Genomic DNA, 14,859 nt, shown 5'->3' on the forward strand with positions numbered 1-14,859 from the left:
TCTAGCGCCGTGCCCGCCGTTGTGGCCGCGGGGCGGTCACGCCATCCGCCAGGCGGCGGGCCCAAATGAGGAACGCGGTGTGCGCGTTCATGCGGTGCTCTGGGCGGGTGGCCAAGCCCTCCACCTTCCACTCGCGCACCAGCGACTCCCAAGCGCGTGGCTCAGTGAAGCACCCGAGCTCCCGGATGCCCTCCATCACCTTCATCAGCTGCGGGACGGTGGCCACGTAGGTCATGAACACCCCGCCCGGGACCAGGACGTCTCGCACCGTCTCCAGAACCTCCCACGGCTCCAGCATGTCCAGTAGGACGCGGTCGACCTCGCCCACGGACTCGCGGGTGGCCTCCTTGACGTCGCCCAGGCGCACGTCCCAATTCTTCGGCGCCCCACCCATGATGTTGTGGACGTTGCTCACCGCGTAATCCAGGTGATCCTGGCGGACTTCATAGCTGATGACCTTCCCGTGCTCACCGACCGCGCGCAGCAGCCAGCTGGACATCGCGCCGGAGCCAGCACCAGCCTCCAGCACCGTCGCGCCGGGGAAGATATCCCCCTCCACCAGGATCTGCGCGGCATCCTTCGGGTAGATCACCGCGGCACCTCGCGGCATGGAGAGCACCTGATCGACCAGGAGGTGACGGAAGCAGAGGTACTCCCCGCCCACGCTGGACTCCACGACGGTGCCTTCGTCCGCGCCGATGATGTCGTCGTGGCGAATCTCGCCTTTATGGGTGAAGAAGCTCTCCCCCGGGGTCAGGGTGATGCTGAAGTGTCGCCGCTTCGCGTCGGTCAGCTGGACGCGGTCTCCGGCGGTAAAAGGTCCGGTATAAGCCATAGGAAAACCCTAACCTACTAGACTCTCAAATCACTATGATGGAATCGCGTCCCGGGGAACGGGTGCTGGCAGGCGTATTCGCCTTCATCGCCGGCTTTATCGACTCGGTGGGTTTTCTCTACCTGGGTGGGGTGTTCCTCTCCTTCATGTCAGGCAACACCACCCGCTCCGCCACCGCCATCGTCGACGGCAACTGGGACATGGTGAAAGTGGCCGGCGGCTGCATCCTCTTCTTCCTGCTCGGCGTGATCAACGGGGCGTTCACGAAACGCATCGTGGTCCGCGCCTTGGACGAAACCCGGGGCCGGGAGTTCGTCCTCGTCAACGTCAGCTTCTGGTTCATCCTCTCCAGCGTCCTGATCGAGTTGGATCACCACAGCGCGGCCATCATCGCCCTGTCCATCGGCGTGGGTACCATGAACAGCATCTTCGAACGCAACGGCGAGGTCGCTATCCCGCTGACGTATATGACGGGCACGTTGGTGCGCACCGGGCAGCGCTTCGTCGACGCGTTTTTCGACGGCCGTCACCTCGTCTGGATCCTCAACCTCTCGCTGTGGCTGAGCCTGTCCGTCGGGGCGATCGCCGGTGCCCTGGCCTACCAGATGCTGGGAATCCACGCCGTCGAGCTGATGACGCTGATCACCCTGGTGACCGTGGCGATCAACCAGCTGGTCCGCGACCATCGACGCCGCGCCGGCCTGCCGCTGTAGCCCACCGCAGCCACGCTTCGCAGAGCCCCTGCGGCGGCCCACACCTAAGAACAAAGCCGAAGGAGAATTAGTGTCCACCCCGACCGAGAAACCGCAGCCGAAGGTCTCCCTCGACCGCTTGGCGCTCTCCCCCTCCCGCGCCGGGGATTATCAGCAGTGCCCGCTGCTCTACCGCTTCCGCAGCATCGACAAGCTGCCGGAACCCAAGACGATCGCGCAGGTGAAGGGAACCCTCGTCCACGCGGTGCTGGAGGAACTCCACGCCCTGCCGAGGGAGCAGCGCACCTACCCGGCTGCCGTGAAAATGCTGAAGCCCGCGTGGGCAAAGATGGTGGAAAAAGACACCGATCTGAACGAGCTCGTTCCGGAAGACCAGCTCTACGACTTCCTCGTCGATGCCCGCGCCCTGGTCAAGGGGTATTTCCAGATGGAGAACCCCCAGGGCTTCGACGCCCACGAGGTCGAGGAGTTCGTCGAGGCCACCCTGCCCAACGGGGTCCCCGTCCGCGGCTTCATCGACCGGGTGGACGTCGCCGCGAATGGCCAGGTACGCGTCGTCGACTACAAGACCGGGAAAAAGCCGCCACCGCGCTTCGCGGCCCAGGCGCTGTTCCAGATGAAGTTCTACGCCCTGGTCTACTGGCGGCTGCACGACCTGATCCCGGCCCAGCTCCGGCTGATGTACTTGAAGGTGGCCGATGACCTGGTGCTGCAGCCCACCCCCGCTGAGCTGCAGTACTTCGAGCGCGACCTGCGCGAGCTCTGGGACAGCATCCTCGCTGATATCCATAGCGGGGACTTTCAGCCGAAGACCTCCAAGCTCTGCGACTGGTGCTCCTTCCAGGAGCTCTGCCCCGCATTCGGCGGCACTCCCCCGGAGTACCCGGGGGTCCGCTAGCGCCTACTCGTAGCGGCGACCCCGGTACATCGGGTTGAGCAGGTTCTCCGTACTCAGCACCTCGTTGAGGGTGTCCTCGTCGAGCAGCTCCTTTTCCAGGACGAGCTCGCGCACCGACTTCCCGGTCGCCGCGGCCTCCTTGCCGATCAGGTCGCCATTGTGGTGGCCGATCAGGGGGTTGAGGTAGGTGATGATGCCGATCGAGTTCTCGACGTAGCTGCGGCAGACGTCCTCGTTGGCGGTGATGTCCACGACGCACAGCGTGCGCAGCGTGGTGCAGGCCCGCGCCATGAAGCGGATGGATTCGAAGGTGCACTGCGCGATGACCGGCTCCATGACGTTGAGCTGGAGCTGGCCGGCCTCGGCGGCCATGGAGACGGTGACGTCGTTGCCGAAGACCTTGAAGCAGATCTGGTTGACGACCTCCGGGATCACAGGGTTGACCTTCGCCGGCATGATCGAGGAACCCGCCTGGCGGGGTGGGATGTTGATCTCCCCCAGGCCAGCGCGCGGGCCGGAGGACAGCAGTCGCAGGTCATTACAGATCTTCGAGAGCTTCATCGCGGTGCGCTTCACCGCCGCGTGGGTGTTGACGAACGCACCGGTGTCGCTGGTTGCCTCCACCAGGTCGTACGCGGAGGTGATGTCCAGGCCCGTGATCTCCCGCAGGGATTCGATTGCCGCCTGGCGGTAGCCCGGGGGCGTATTCACCCCGGTGCCGATCGCGGTGCCACCCAGGTTGACCTGGCGCAGCAGGGACTGCGCGTGCCTGAGCTGCGCGGACTCCTCGGCAATGTTGTTCGCGAAGGCGCGGAACTCCTGGCCCAGGGACATGGGGACGGCGTCCTGCAGCTGGGTTCGGCCCATCTTGATGATGTGGTCGAACTCCTGAGCCTTCGCGAACAGCGCGCGCTCCAGCGCAGCCAGGTGCTTGAGCAGTTCGTCGATGTCGAAGTGCAGGCCCAGACGCAGCCCGGTTGGGAAGGCGTCGTTGGTGGACTGGGACATGTTGACGTCATCGTTCGGGCTGATGATGTCGTAACGGCCCTTCGGGTACCCAAGATGTTCCAGTGCGAGGTTCGCGATGACCTCGTTGGTGTTCATGTTTTGGGACGTCCCGGCGCCGCCCTGGAAGACGTCGATGGGGAACTGATCCATTGCACGGTGTTCCTCGAGCACCGCATCGCAGGCCGCGACGATCGCCTCTCCCTTGTCGATGGGCAGCGCCTTGACACGCATGTTGGCCATCGCGGCGGCCTTCTTCACCATCACCATGCCGCGGATGAGCTCCGGGATGTGGTTGATATTCGTTCGGGAGATCTGGAAGTTATCCACGGCGCGGAGGGTGTGGATTCCGTAGTAGGCGTCTGCCGGAACCTTCATCGTGCCCAGCAGGTCTTCCTCCAGGCGGTAGTGTGCGCCGCTGCGGGCTTCCAGGGAGGAGGATTCGGCTGAGGTGATGATGTCCGTCGAACTCAGGACGTGCCCGTCGCTGGAGCTCTGGGAGTTCGGGGAGGGCTTGGGACGGTGTGCCATGTGAAACTGCCACCTAAACTTTCGCGTCAATCGCCACAGGCGTTAAGGGGGGTGTTGGGAGCCGTACTTGTGTCCCGGTGCGGCGGAGCATGGGATGCTCTCGCTGACCGGTGCAGGTACGGGTGTACTTAAAGAGTGTAGAAGAAACGGCGCGCGGCGGGCGCGGGGCTATCTCCCCTGGGGTAGCCGTGGAAGAAAAACGGGGCCGCCATGCCGGCGACCCCGTTGGAGGATAAGAAGAATCCGCTAGATACGAGCGATGCGGATATCCGTTGCGAGGATCGCCTCAGCCCCCAGGGCGGACAGCGAATCCATCAGCGCGTTGGCCTGCTTGCGTGGCACCATTGCGCGGACCGCGACCCAGCCCTCATTGGCCAGCGGGGAGACGGTTGGGGCGGAGAGCCCCGGGGTGATGGCGGCAGCTTCGTCCAGCACGTCGCGGGAGACGTTGTAGTCCAGCATGACGTAATTCTGGGCGTGCAGGATGCCCTCCATGCGCTTCAGCAGCACCTGCTTTGCTTCGTCCACCTCGGCCCCCTTGCGGCCGACCATGACGGCCTCGGAGACGCACAGCGGCTCGCCGAAAGGCTCCAGGCCCTGCGTTCGGAGGGTGCGGCCGGTGGAGACCACGTCGGCGATCGCGTCGGCCACGCCCAGGCGGATGGAGATCTCCACCGCACCGTCCAGGCGGATCACCGTGGCGTCGATGCCCCGGTTCTTCAGATCCTTGCGAACGAGGTTCGGGTAGGCGGTGGCGATGCGCTTGCCCGCCAGCTTCTCGACCGTCCAGCCCTCGCCCATCGGGGCGGCGTAACGGAAGGTGGAAGCCCCGAAGCCCAGCGGCAGCAGCTCGGCGGTTTCCTCGCGGGTATCAGCGGCAAGGTCGCGGCCCGTGATTCCGATGTCGAGGTGGCCGGAGGCGACGTAGATGGCGATGTCCTTCGGGCGCAGGAAGTAGAACTCGACCTGGTTCTCGTGATCGACCGCGGTCAGCGCCTTGGAATCAGCGCGGGTGGTGTAACCCGCCTCCTTGAGGATGTTCGTCGCGGCTTCCGAGAGAGAACCCTTGTTCGGGACGGCGACGCGCAGGTAGCGCTCGCCGGAATCAGCGGCGTTGTCTTCAGGAAGTGGGGCGTTCAGGTTGGGCGCGACCGGGGACATGTGGCTCCTTGCGTGGTGGATACTGTGCAGCGCCGCCGCGGTGATGGGTGCGGCGCAGTTGGGTTCCGTGCGTTTAGTTCGGGCTTCTAGCTGGGCCTAAAGATGCTTGTAGATGTCCTCGAGGCTGAGGCCCCGGCCGACTGCCACGACCTGTAGCCAGTACAACAGCTGGGAGATCTCCTCGGCCAGCTCCTCATCCGACTCGTACTCGGCGGCCAGCCACACTTCCCCAGCCTCTTCGACGATCTTCTTGCCCTGGAAATGGACACCGGCGTCGAGGGCTTTGACGGTGCCGGAGCCTTCTGGGCGGGTGCGCGCCTTCTCGGAAAGCTCCGCGAATAGGGAATCAAAATTCTTGGGATTGCTCACGCCCCTATTGTGGCACGCGTCTCCCCCGAAGGTTGCAAGGAGCCCCGATAGTGGGGTGAATACTCGCACCACTATCGGGGCATGCACCCAGTCCCAGGGGCTTAAGGGGCTACTCCTCGACGAGCTCCCGCACGGTGTCGCAGACCACCGTGGCCTCCCCACCCACCGTGGCGGTGAGTCGACTGAGGAACACCAGCAGCTCGTCCAGCTCCTCACTATCCAGGAGCAGCCCGCCGTTGGCATCGGAGATTGCGATGATTCTGCGGACCCCGGCCAGGGAGGTCTCCTGAGGATCTGCCCCGCCCAGGATCGCCTCTCCGATGGTCACCAGCTCCGCCTGGGCCTCGTCCACCGCAGATTCCGGGTACGGCGGGTCCCAATGCTCCCGTTCTTCGGCGCGCAGGTAGCTGCCCGTAGCCATCATCCGGAGGTTTCCGATGAACTCCGTAGCGGCCTCAAAAACATCTGGTGGCCATTCGGAAAGCGAAGAATCGCCCGCCGAGTATGGGTGCTGTGTCACGACGCTCGTCCCCCGCCCTAGACCGCGATGCCGAGCAGCGCGTCGAGACCCGTGGCGAGAGCCTGGGAAGCCGAAGTGCGCTCGGCGGCGGGGGTGACCCGGTAGCCACTGGCTCCAATGCCCTTGTTGACCGCAGCTGCCCACTCGTCGAGCGTGCGCAGGACGGCTGGGGTGTCGAGATCGTTGGCCAGGTGCCCGGTGACGGCCGCCAGCACCTCCGCGACACGCTGCGGATTGTTCTCCTCGGCGGCAGCGGCACGCCACTTGGCGAGGCGATCCTCAGCCTCACTGAGGACCTCTGCGGACCAGTCGCGGTCCTCCCGGTAGTGCCCGGCGTAGAGCCCCACCCGGATAGCCGCGGGGTCGAAGCCCTGCGCAGTCAGTGCAGAGACGAACTCCAGGTTGCCCAGGGACTTGGACATCTTGGTTCCCTCGAGACCGATCATCCCGGTGTGCACATAGTGCCCCGCCATACGCTGGTTGCCGCAGGCAGCCTCCACATGAGCTGCCGAGTACTCATGGTGCGGGTAACGCAGATCAACGCCGCCACCCTGGATGGCGAACTGCTCCCCCAACCGATTCATTGCGATGGCCGCGCACTCCACGTGCCAGCCAGGGCGTCCCGAGCCAAAGGGAGCGTCCCACTCCGGCTCACCCGTGCGGTGGGCCCGCCACAGCAGCGCGTCCAGCGGGTGGCGCTTCCCCTCCCGCTCCGGGTCACCACCGCGCTCGGCGAAGAGTTCCCGCATGGTGGCCTCGTTGTAGCGGGACTCGTAACCGAACTGTTCAGTGTAGGTGTGGTCAGCGTAGATATCCGGGTACTCCCCCTCCACGACGTAGGCTGCGCCCTTGTCGAGCAGCGTGCTGACCATCGCGACGACCTCATCGATCGTCTCCATCGCCCCGACGAAGAACTCCGGCGGCAGAATCCGCAGCTGAGTCATGTCGGAACGGAACAGGTCGGTCTGCTCCTTGCCTAGCTCGCGCCAGTCCACGCCATCGCGCTCGGCGCGCTCGAACAGCGGATCGTCGACATCCGTGACATTCTGCACATAAGTAACGGCGTGCCCGGCGGCGCGCAAGTAGCGGTTCACCAGGTCGAAGGTGTTATAGGTCGCCGCGTGCCCCAGGTGGGTGGAGTCATACGGGGTGATCCCGCAGACGTACATGCCCACCGGGGCGCCGTCCTCTGGCAATGCGACGGGCTTGACCTGGTCATCTGCCGTGTCGTAGAGCTGCAACGCTGGCGGGGCCACCACCTCCGCTGCAGCGGAATCGGCCACCGCCGGAATGGCCGTCGGGAACTGTGGGACACGGGGAGCAGACCAGGAATGCATGGTTCCCCACTATAACGGCTGCAAAACTCCCGCGCCCAGCAGCACCATCACCAGCACACCGACCGGGATGCGCCATGCGGCGAACCAGGCGAAACTGTGGTTAGACACGAACTTCAGCAGCCAGGCGATGGAGGCGTATCCGACGAGGAAGGCGATCAGCGTGCCGACCGCCAACTGGCCCCCGCTTGCCGCCTGGCCTGTGGCTGGATCGAACACATCCCCCAGGGAAAAGATGCCGGACGCCAAGACGGCGGGAATCGCTAGCAGGAAGCTGAACCGGGTGGCCACCTCGCGGTCCAGGTTGAGGAACAGACCGGCGGAAATCGTACCGCCCGACCGGGACACGCCAGGGATCAAAGCGAGGCACTGGGCCAGCCCCATGAGCACCGCATCCCGCATGGTCAGCTCGTCGAAGGAGCGGCGTCGACGTCCTAGCTTCTCCGCGAGAATGAAAACGAAGGAGAAGAGGATCAACATGGCAGCGGTGATCCACAGGTTGCGCAGCTGGTCGCGGATCAGATCCTTACCAAAGAACCCCAGCACAGCGATGGGAATGGTGCCGACGATGACCATCCACCCCATCTGATAATCGTGGTTCCGCCGGGACTTATCCACCACGCCGGCGAACCACGCGGTAAGGATCCGCCAGATGTCCTTAGCGAAGTACACGAGCACCGCCAGCTCCGTGCCGAGCTGGATCACAGCTGTGAAGGATGCGCCCGCGTCGGCTCCCCAGAACAGCTCGGAAACAATCCGCAGGTGCCCGGAGGAGGAAACGGGTAGAAACTCGGTGAGACCTTGCACGATCGAGAGCACGATCGTCTGCAGCCAAGACATTTCGGTAGGCATGCTTAAGGACGATACACCGACCCACCCAACTCGGCTGGTAGCGTACTACCTGATGAATGCAGGTAAGCGTGTTTGGCGTAAACGAGGCGATGACGCGATGGCTTGGAAGAAACCTCTGACGTGGGCGGCTGCGGTGACGGCCACCGTTGGGCTCGGGTTGGCAGGCTGTGCCACCGAGGACACGGCGGATAACGGCGCGCCGGAAGGAACCGCGGCCCCAGAGTCGGCACCGAAGGGCGGCACGCCCGCCACTCCGGCGGACTCCCCGGCAGCGAAGGACCCGCTCGGTGAGGTGCAGAAGGATAGCGAAGCCGGCGAGGTTATCGACGTCTCCCAGATCGGTCTGGACCCGAAGACTGAGCAGGTGGCGGCACTGAGCGCGTCCACGCTGCGCATCGGAACGCTGGCTGAGCTGTCTGGGGAGGGCGAGGCGAAGAAGATCGACGTGCCGGAGAAGTGCACGAAGGTCACGCCTTCGGCCGACGGCGTCATGCTCGCCTGCGACGGCGCGCTGTACGAATACGACGCCGACGGTAAGCAGCTTAAGAAGTACAGCCTCGACGGCACTCCCACGGTGGCCACCGTCACGACGGATGGCCGGGTCTTCGTGGGCTTCAAGGATTCCAACCAGTTGCACTACTACTCCCCCTCCGGTGATCAGCTCGGTGAGGCGGAGACCATTGTCGTCAGCCGTAGCCTCGACGACCTCGTCCACGTCAACAACGAACACGGTGAGGAAAGGCTCGCGGTGATCGACCGCGACCAGACCAGCATCACCGACATCGACCTCGCCACCAACGGCCCGCGCGGTGCCCTGCGCATCGGCCAGGGCGTGGGTCTGAACAGCGTTGGTCGTGGGGATCAGGGGATCTTCATCGCGGCGGATACCGTGCAGGATCAGTTCCAGGTGTTCACCTTGAACGACGTGGTGCGCCAGGTTCAGGCCGCTCCCACGGGTAAGAGCCCGTGGGCGGTCCTGTGGGACGGCAAGCGCCAGATCGCCTGGGTCTCCACCACTGGCGATAATGAGGTCACCGGTTACCGCATCGACAGCGGTACCCCGATCCAGGTAGCCGCGTTCGACTCCATCGCGAACGTGCGCCACATCCTGGACTCCCCGGACGGCGACATGCTGCTCTTCGGCGCGGACGGCGCCACCCAGCGGGTGTCGGCCGCGGACATCGACGCCGCCGTTGAGCGCGGGGTGCCGGAGGCTGAGGACTTCCCCGTGACCCACGAGGATCAGTAGCCCACTGGTCGCCATAGAGAACCACGTCCACCACAACACCATTCAGGAGACTGCCATGGCCAACACCCCAACTTCCCGCCGCTTCGATCACCTCTCGGACTCGGCCTACGAGAAGCTGTTGAAGCTGATGTTCCGTATCCCGCCGGAGCGGATCCACGGCATGCTCTCGGGCGTTTTCCGTCGGATCGCTGACTCGCAGGTCGCCTGCGCTGCGGTGCGTCGCGCGCTAGTCGTCGACGACCCGGTGCTCTCCCAGACGGTGGTCGGTATTCGCTTTGACCGGCCGCTCGGTCTGGCTGCGGGCTTCGATAAGAACGCCGAGGAGTTCCACATTTGGGGCCCGCTCGGCTTCGGCTACTCGGAGCTCGGCACGCTGACCAGCGTGGCCCAGCCGGGTAATCCGACCCCGCGCCTGTTCCGGCTGCCTGAGGACCGCGCGATCCTCAACCGCATGGGATTCAACAACGACGGCGCGATTGCTGCCGCTCAGCGTCTGTCCCGCCGCCGCTGCCTCGAGCCCGTGGGTGTGAACCTGGGCAAGGCGAAGATCACCCCACCGGAGCTGGCCCCCAACGACTACCGCGAGTCCGCGCGTGCGGTGAAGGACGTCGCCGACTACCTGGTGATCAACGTGTCCTCCCCGAACACGCCGGGGCTGCGCGACCTGCAGGCCGTGGACTCGCTGCGCCCCATCGTCGCAGCAGTCCAGGAGGAAGCCGATCTCCCGCTGTTCGTTAAGATCGCGCCAGATCTTTCCGATGAGGACATCGACGCCGTGACCGATCTGGCCATCGAGCTTGGGGTTACCGGCCTGATCGCGACGAATACAACGATTAGCCGGGAAGGGCTGAAGTCCGACGCGCAGTGGGTTCAGTCCCTCGGCGCGGGTGGGGTCTCCGGGGCTCCCCTGGCAGAGCGCTCCCTCGAGGTGCTGCGTCGCATCGCGGCACGTGCGGAGGGCAAGTTGGTGCTCATCGGTGTGGGTGGCATCGAGACCCCGCAGCAGGCCTGGGAGCGCATCGCTGCAGGTGCCAGCCTTCTGCAGGGCTACACCGGCTTCATCTACGGTGGCCCGAACTGGATCTCGAAGATCCACCGGGGCCTGGCCGCACAGATTCGAGCCCACGGCCTGCGGAACATCTCCGAAGCGGTGGGCTCGGGTCTGGAATGGAAGGAGCTTTAAAGCAGCTCCCTTGCGTTGAGCGCTTAAGGGGCTTAGTTCTCTGCCCAGCCCCACAGGATGCCGCGCGCCAAAGCCTTGAACTGGAGGTTGAACCCCAGGACGGTTGGCGTTGCGGAGTCGCTGATGTCCAGCTTCTCCCCGACGGCGTGCACCGCGAAGAGATAGCGGTGCGGGCCGTGGCCCTCTGGGGGCATGGCGCCGTAGTAGCCGCGGCTTCCGGAGTCCCCGCGCAGAGCTGTCGCTCCCTTTGGGAGGCCGGCGAGTTCCTCGTCCCCCGCATCGAGCTGGAGGCTAGTCACGGACGCCGGGATATTGAACACGGCCCAGTGCCAGAAGCCGCTGGCGGTAGGCGCATCCGGGTCAAAGCACGTGACCGCGTAGCTTTCGGTCCCCTCCGGGCCGGGCTCCCAGCTCAGCTGCGGGGAGACATCGTTGCCACCGAGTTGCGCCTCCGGGAGGCGGTCTCCGTCGGCGAAGGTCTCGCTGCTGATCTTAAGCTTGGGCAGGTCGGCTAGTGGCGCATACGGGTCTGGTCCCGGGAAGCGCTCGTCGACATAGGAGGCTTGAGTTAAAGCATCTTCTGGGTTGAGAGTCATGCTGTTTAGTCTACCGAACAATCTTGCGCTCTAGCCACGGATTTCCGGAACTTTTATTGCCCTGACCTGCCAATTTGTTTTAATTTCATAAGCTGGATAGAGTGTTTCAAGCACGCACGGGCTAGGTGCTAAGGCATCTAATCGCAGTGCATGCTTACCCTGTCCGGGTGGCGGAATGGCAGACGCGCTAGCTTGAGGTGCTAGTGCCCTATTAACGGGCGTGGGGGTTCAAGTCCCCCTCCGGACACCATGATTCGCCCCGCTTGAGCCAAGCGGGGCGATTTTTTATTGGATCTCACGTGGCTGGAAGGGGCGCCCTCAAGTGCTGACCCATCTTCGCGAACGTTGGGCGCAACTTGGAACGTGGGCTCAAATCGGTCTCATCCTTGCCTCGCTCGCCACGGTCGCGTGCCTTTTCTTTATCCCGCTGCCCTCCCCGCACACCATCCGCGACTGGGTGGGGTCAACTGGCCCCTGGGCGCCACTGGCATACCTGGTGTTGATGGTTCTGTGTACCCAGTTCCCGTTCCCTCGCACAGTCTGGACGCTGACCGCGGGGCTGATGTTTAACCCGTTGCTGGGCATCGCACTGATGTTCCTGGGGCTCGCGCTGTCAGCCACCATCTCCGTGCTGATTTTCCGCCGCGTCGGCGGTCGGTGGCGGCCGGCCGAGGATGGTGACGACCCGCGCGTTGGGACCTTGCGCGAGCTGATTGAACAGCGTGGTTGGCTGGCCGTGCTGGGGCTCCGGCTCGTGCCAGCGGTGCCGTTCAGCTTGTTAAACTACGCCTGTGGCCTGGTGCGCATCCCCCTCCCGGGTTTCCTTTTTGCCACGGTGGTGGGCAGTGCTCCCAATACTGTTGGCCTCATCATCGCGACCAACAGCCTCACCTCCCAGCACATGGACTCCGGGACGCGAATGCTGTGGCTCGTGGCCTCGGCCCTGTTGATGCTGGCGGGCCTGGCTATCGCCTCCCGTGAGGCCTGGCTCTGGCGCAAACTCGTGAGCAGCAGGCCTTAGAATAAAAATCACCGGTGCACACGCGCCGCTTTGTTTGGTGTGCCCCGCCACCGCAGGCCACCAGCTAACGTCCCGCAGTTCCCAATAAGAAAGCCCTGACAGCACGTGTTCGCAATTTTCGCTTCCTACCGTGGCCGGTCCCGCCGCCGGGCGGAATACGTCGAAGAGGTCACCGAAGCCTTCGCTAATGCGGACTCCGTTTTGAACGTGGAACAGGTCGGGGTCGAGGACCTGCTCTGCCACACCGAGGGGGCTGAGGAGACGCTCGCGGTGGTTCTGAGCCTGATCCAGGCCGGGGACTTCGCCATCGGTATCGGGCGGACGGTGACCATGGCCGAGACCTACCCAGAAGGCGCTGAGGAATGGGAGGAATTGGCACCGCACGAGCAGATGTCTGCCACGGGCGAGGTCGCTCGGCGGGCGGTCCGCATCCGGCAGCGGGCTGGCGAGGTGAGCGTCCGCCTGGAGCTTCCTGGCTCGGACCACACCCAGGCGCCGGGCAAGGGGACGGAGATCGCCGAAGATATTGCCGCCGCGTTTACCCTCATCGCCCATGTGTTGGCCCGGCGGACAAAGGAGGGGCGCGAGGCTACTGCCCTCCTGCGTTCCGGTTACTCGCAGTCGGAGGCAGCGGAGGTCGTCGGCATCTCCAAGCAGGCGATGAGCCAGCGGCTCGCTTCTGCGGGTTGGCAGGCCGAGCAGGCCGGGTGGAACCTTGCGGTGCACATGCTCGCCCGCGTGGACGAGCTGGGCTGACTTACACCGAGCTTGAGGCAACTGCCGAAGTTGGCACTGACCCTGCCTGGGGCCAACCGTGTGGCGCAAATCGCCCCGTGGAAATAAGGGTTGGCTACTCCCCGACCGTCACGAAGTCGATCAGCCGCTCCACTGCCCCCAGCAGCGAGGAATCGAGGTCCCGGAAGGTCTTCACGGAGGAATAGACCTTCCGCCAGCCATCCTGCGGGGTTCCCCAACCGAGTTGCTGGCACACCCCGGTCTTCCAATCGATCCCACGCGGAACGTGAGGCCAGGCTTTGATCCCAACTGAGGACGGCTTCACGGCTTCCCAGATATCGATATACGGGTGGCCGGTGACCATCACATGGGGGCCAAGGCTCTGCACGAGCCGCATTTCCTTGGTGCCTTCGATCAGGTGATCGGCGAGTACGCCGACCCGCCGATCCGCGGTGGGCTGGAACTCGGCGAGCCTCTCGTGGAGGTTGTCCAGGCCCTCGATGTACTCCACCACGATGCCCTCGACGCGGAGGTCGTGCCCCCAGACCCGCTCGACGATCGCGGCGTCGTGAATCCCCTCCACCCAGATACGGGAAGGGGCGGCGACCTTTGCTTCGACGTTGGCGACCCGTCGGGAACCAGAATTAGAGATCGTTGGCTGAGCGGGCACCTCGCGGGGCGCGACGTACCGGCTGAGGCTGACTCGCTGCCCCTCGAGGAGAAAACCGCCAGGGCGTAGCGGGAACAGGCGCTGGGAGCCATGGCGGTCCTCGAGCTTGACGCACCAGCCGTCGATCGTCTTCTCGCCGCCGACGACCTCTCCCACGAAGTCATCGGCGAGAACCTCGATGATCAGCCCAGGTTCGGCGGGCACCTCCGGGTACTGTGGCCGCTTCGTGCGGGCGTGACCTTGAAAAATGTCGCCTGCGTAGGGGTCGCGATTGTTGAAGCTCATGGCTGTCAAGCTTAGGCTAAGGCGGATGAAAGAGGTCGGTGGCGCAATGCCTAATGCTGAAACGAAGCGGCTGATCCGCAGCCAGCTGTGGTCCCCGGTGCAGAACACGTCCCTATGGTTGGCGTGGTGGCTGCATGGCGTCATTAGCACCGACGAGGTGATCGACTCCTTCCATGCGGTGCAGGGGCGGCATCACCGAGTGCTGGCCCGAGCCGGTGGGACGGTATCCGGAACTGCCGCAGAGGCGGATGAGGCCACCGGTTTGATCGACCTCCTCAAGACCGTGCGCGCAGTCACTGAGGGAGCACCCGTCGGCCTGGAACACCGGCCGTTGGTGAATTTGGTGCTGGCTGGAATGGGGGATCCGCCCCCACTGCCGGCCGGCGAGGCCGCTTCGGCGGTCGCCGCGGCGGGTGCGGGGATTGCCTTTGCGGACGCGACTCCAGATGTCCACCACGTCGCCGTGCCCGAGATCGTTGATTCCTCGGTGATCTACTGGCACTGGCACACCGCCGAGGGCCGGGCTCCGCAACTGCCAACCAACGGGCCGGGCGACGCGGATGCGATGTTGCGGCAGGCGACGGATCGGGCGGTTGCAGGAATCGAATCCAGTGGAGTGATAGTTCGCTGGCCCACCGGCTCGGTCGGGCCACGGATGTTGGTGGGGGCGCTGAGCGATGCTTTCGGTGTGCCGGGGTTGCCGGTGAACGTTCCCTCGCGCGCGGAGAAGCTCATGGCTCGTGCGGACTATGTCGCGGCCATTATTGATGTCGCGCGCGATTCGGCGCCGCAGTCAAGCCTCGATCCTTTTCTCCTGCCGCTGGGGCGGGCGGTGCGTATCGCTCGGATGACCGCGGTGGATTACGCACAACGAGAACTGCTCCGCTAGTCAAGTCATTCAC

16 protein-coding genes and 1 tRNA gene are annotated in these 14,859 nt (G+C 64.7%); 8 read left to right on the forward strand and 9 right to left on the reverse strand.

The genetic code is table 11. From position 1 onward, the window contains the following. Nucleotide 1 precedes the first annotated feature (1 nt). The gene (locus QP140_RS00305) at nucleotides 2–835 is read right to left on the reverse strand and encodes a tRNA (adenine-N1)-methyltransferase (RefSeq protein ID WP_070759102.1); all 834 of its coding nucleotides are present in this window, start codon (nucleotides 833–835) and stop codon (nucleotides 2–4) included. Nucleotides 836–870: 35 nt separating this feature from the next. Between QP140_RS00305 and QP140_RS00310 the strand changes: the two genes are divergently transcribed. Together QP140_RS00310 and QP140_RS00315 are read left to right on the forward strand one after the other, a co-directional pair. Further along, on the forward strand, nucleotides 871–1,548 hold the full coding sequence (locus tag QP140_RS00310) for a YoaK family protein (RefSeq protein ID WP_284757427.1): 678 nt from the start codon (nucleotides 871–873) through the stop codon (nucleotides 1,546–1,548). 70 nt (nucleotides 1,549–1,618) lie between these two features. After that, nucleotides 1,619–2,446 carry a RecB family exonuclease gene (locus QP140_RS00315; RefSeq protein ID WP_284757429.1) on the forward strand — a complete coding sequence of 276 codons (828 nt, stop codon included), beginning with the start codon at nucleotides 1,619–1,621 and terminating at the stop codon, nucleotides 2,444–2,446. A 3-nt stretch (nucleotides 2,447–2,449) separates the two neighbouring features. Here the strand turns inward: QP140_RS00315 and aspA are convergent, their stop codons facing one another. From aspA to QP140_RS00345, 6 genes are all read right to left on the reverse strand, one after another. Further along, a complete protein-coding gene (gene aspA, locus QP140_RS00320) occupies nucleotides 2,450–3,982 on the reverse strand; it encodes an aspartate ammonia-lyase (protein WP_148811844.1) in 1,533 nt (510 codons plus the stop codon). A 246-nt stretch (nucleotides 3,983–4,228) separates the two neighbouring features. Next, nucleotides 4,229–5,143 (reverse strand): ATP phosphoribosyltransferase, encoded by a 915-nt coding sequence (gene hisG, locus QP140_RS00325; RefSeq protein WP_246818107.1) that lies wholly within the window; start codon nucleotides 5,141–5,143, stop codon nucleotides 4,229–4,231. Nucleotides 5,144–5,239: 96 nt separating this feature from the next. Then, nucleotides 5,240–5,512, reverse strand: coding sequence for a phosphoribosyl-ATP diphosphatase (locus tag QP140_RS00330; RefSeq protein WP_012360282.1), 273 nt, complete (start codon nucleotides 5,510–5,512; stop codon nucleotides 5,240–5,242). A gap of 109 nt (nucleotides 5,513–5,621) precedes the next feature. Then, nucleotides 5,622–6,032 (reverse strand): hypothetical protein, encoded by a 411-nt coding sequence (locus tag QP140_RS00335; RefSeq protein WP_070759099.1) that lies wholly within the window; start codon nucleotides 6,030–6,032, stop codon nucleotides 5,622–5,624. Nucleotides 6,033–6,049: 17 nt separating this feature from the next. Beyond that, entirely contained in the window at nucleotides 6,050–7,369 is a 1,320-nt protein-coding gene (gene mshC, locus QP140_RS00340) for a cysteine--1-D-myo-inosityl 2-amino-2-deoxy-alpha-D-glucopyranoside ligase (RefSeq protein ID WP_070759098.1), read from the reverse strand. A gap of 9 nt (nucleotides 7,370–7,378) precedes the next feature. Beyond that, entirely contained in the window at nucleotides 7,379–8,218 is an 840-nt protein-coding gene (locus tag QP140_RS00345) for an undecaprenyl-diphosphate phosphatase (protein WP_284757436.1), read from the reverse strand. 97 nt (nucleotides 8,219–8,315) lie between these two features. Here QP140_RS00345 and QP140_RS00350 point away from each other — a divergent pair, with 97 nt between their 5' ends. Further along, the gene (locus QP140_RS00350; RefSeq protein ID WP_284757438.1) at nucleotides 8,316–9,467 is read left to right on the forward strand and encodes a YncE family protein; all 1,152 of its coding nucleotides are present in this window, start codon (nucleotides 8,316–8,318) and stop codon (nucleotides 9,465–9,467) included. A gap of 55 nt (nucleotides 9,468–9,522) precedes the next feature. Then, nucleotides 9,523–10,650, forward strand: a complete 1,128-nt coding sequence (locus QP140_RS00355; RefSeq protein WP_284757440.1) for a quinone-dependent dihydroorotate dehydrogenase — start codon at nucleotides 9,523–9,525, stop codon at nucleotides 10,648–10,650. 32 nt (nucleotides 10,651–10,682) lie between these two features. Here QP140_RS00355 and QP140_RS00360 read toward each other — a convergent pair whose 3' ends face one another. Then, the gene (locus tag QP140_RS00360; protein ID WP_284757441.1) at nucleotides 10,683–11,246 is read right to left on the reverse strand and encodes a YbhB/YbcL family Raf kinase inhibitor-like protein; all 564 of its coding nucleotides are present in this window, start codon (nucleotides 11,244–11,246) and stop codon (nucleotides 10,683–10,685) included. 161 nt (nucleotides 11,247–11,407) lie between these two features. Between QP140_RS00360 and QP140_RS00365 the strand changes: the two genes are divergently transcribed. The 3 genes from QP140_RS00365 (at nucleotide 11,408) to QP140_RS00375 (ending at nucleotide 13,023) form a co-directional block, all read left to right on the forward strand. Continuing rightward, nucleotides 11,408–11,496 (forward strand) — tRNA-Leu (locus tag QP140_RS00365). Between the two features lie 72 nt (nucleotides 11,497–11,568). Continuing rightward, entirely contained in the window at nucleotides 11,569–12,267 is a 699-nt protein-coding gene (locus QP140_RS00370) for a TVP38/TMEM64 family protein (RefSeq protein ID WP_284757443.1), read from the forward strand. A gap of 105 nt (nucleotides 12,268–12,372) precedes the next feature. Then, the gene (locus QP140_RS00375; RefSeq protein ID WP_070761420.1) at nucleotides 12,373–13,023 is read left to right on the forward strand and encodes a DNA-binding protein; all 651 of its coding nucleotides are present in this window, start codon (nucleotides 12,373–12,375) and stop codon (nucleotides 13,021–13,023) included. A gap of 94 nt (nucleotides 13,024–13,117) precedes the next feature. On the opposite strand, the gene QP140_RS00380 is transcribed toward QP140_RS00375, so the two are convergent. Next, entirely contained in the window at nucleotides 13,118–13,957 is an 840-nt protein-coding gene (locus QP140_RS00380; RefSeq protein ID WP_070758898.1) for a DUF3097 domain-containing protein, read from the reverse strand. Here QP140_RS00380 and QP140_RS00385 point away from each other — a divergent pair. Continuing rightward, nucleotides 13,944–14,846 (forward strand): hypothetical protein, encoded by a 903-nt coding sequence (locus QP140_RS00385; RefSeq protein WP_070761418.1) that lies wholly within the window; start codon nucleotides 13,944–13,946, stop codon nucleotides 14,844–14,846. The two genes, QP140_RS00380 and QP140_RS00385, sit on opposite strands and share 14 nt — an antisense overlap. Nucleotides 14,847–14,859: the final 13 nt, after the last annotated feature.

This window comes from Corynebacterium sp. UMB9976 (assembly GCF_030212265.1).
In the GTDB taxonomy this organism is placed as follows: domain Bacteria; phylum Actinomycetota; class Actinomycetes; order Mycobacteriales; family Mycobacteriaceae; genus Corynebacterium.

Excerpts from the sequence above, each read along its gene's own strand:
- QP140_RS00345 (WP_284757436.1), bottom strand. The coding sequence starts at position 8,218 with ATGCCTACCGAAATGTCTTGGCTGCAGACGATCGTGCTCTCGATCGTG.
- QP140_RS00310 (WP_284757427.1), top strand. The coding sequence starts at position 871 with ATGATGGAATCGCGTCCCGGGGAACGGGTGCTGGCAGGCGTATTCGCC.
- QP140_RS00355 (WP_284757440.1), top strand. The coding sequence starts at position 9,523 with ATGGCCAACACCCCAACTTCCCGCCGCTTCGATCACCTCTCGGACTCG.
- aspA (WP_148811844.1), bottom strand. The coding sequence starts at position 3,982 with ATGGCACACCGTCCCAAGCCCTCCCCGAACTCCCAGAGCTCCAGCGAC.
- QP140_RS00380 (WP_070758898.1), bottom strand. The coding sequence starts at position 13,957 with ATGAGCTTCAACAATCGCGACCCCTACGCAGGCGACATTTTTCAAGGT.
- QP140_RS00350 (WP_284757438.1), top strand. The coding sequence starts at position 8,316 with ATGGCTTGGAAGAAACCTCTGACGTGGGCGGCTGCGGTGACGGCCACC.
- QP140_RS00305 (WP_070759102.1), bottom strand. The coding sequence starts at position 835 with ATGGCTTATACCGGACCTTTTACCGCCGGAGACCGCGTCCAGCTGACC.
- mshC (WP_070759098.1), bottom strand. The coding sequence starts at position 7,369 with ATGCATTCCTGGTCTGCTCCCCGTGTCCCACAGTTCCCGACGGCCATT.
- hisG (WP_246818107.1), bottom strand. The coding sequence starts at position 5,143 with ATGTCCCCGGTCGCGCCCAACCTGAACGCCCCACTTCCTGAAGACAAC.
- QP140_RS00360 (WP_284757441.1), bottom strand. The coding sequence starts at position 11,246 with ATGACTCTCAACCCAGAAGATGCTTTAACTCAAGCCTCCTATGTCGAC.